We start from the raw sequence: 610 nt of genomic DNA, 5'->3' as shown, positions 1-610 counted from the left end.
CTACATAATCCATACCGCGATGTAAATGGGGCAACAGGAACGACGCTTGTTTTTGGAAATGGTACGGGTAAACGTTTAGATATTCGTGACAGTATTAGCAACGAGCAAGCCTTTGCTGACGACTATAAACAAGAAGTCGGGGTACAACTGACGAAAAGCGAAACACATGGCGGCGGAGATGTGATGCTGTTTGCTGAAGGAAAGAATTCAAATCTATTCAAAGGCACACAAGAAAATACATGGGTATTTGAGCAATTGAAAAAGGCGTTTGGATTCTAATGGATACAAGATTTATACGGCCGTTCAAATTCAAAATGAAATTCTTAGCATTATCTTTCAGTTTGCTCAGTCCATGGGTATGGTCGGCCGATGAATATCGTATTGATTATCAGATTGAACGGTTGGATGCCAATGGGGTCACGACCATTCAAAAATACAGTGAGAAAATAATTCGAGATGAGCAAAATATTTGGATTGAACGTTTAAACACACAAACGCATGCTGACGAAGCCCAGATACATAGCAACGCTCATGTTTCTGCCAAAACAGACACCCATGAGCATGTGAGTTTTGACAGTGCAATTCAGTGGATGCAGCGCAAAGATGCAGT

The 610-nt window shown here is 41.3% G+C and carries 1 protein-coding gene and 1 pseudogene; both read left to right on the top strand.

Annotation, left to right across the window (positions count from 1 at the left end; translation table 11 throughout):
- A partial coding sequence (locus tag B4J23_RS11730) for an alkaline phosphatase (RefSeq protein WP_291360809.1) occupies window positions 1-279 on the top strand: 279 nt, incomplete at its 5' end.
- Between the two features lie 35 nt (window positions 280-314).
- Window positions 315-610 (top strand): annotated as a pseudogene (locus B4J23_RS11725) (hypothetical protein); the annotation flags it as partial.

This window comes from Acinetobacter sp. UBA3025, from assembly GCF_002367915.1.
Lineage (GTDB): Bacteria > Pseudomonadota > Gammaproteobacteria > Pseudomonadales > Moraxellaceae > Acinetobacter.
This window is presented reverse-complemented; position numbering and strand designations above follow the sequence as displayed.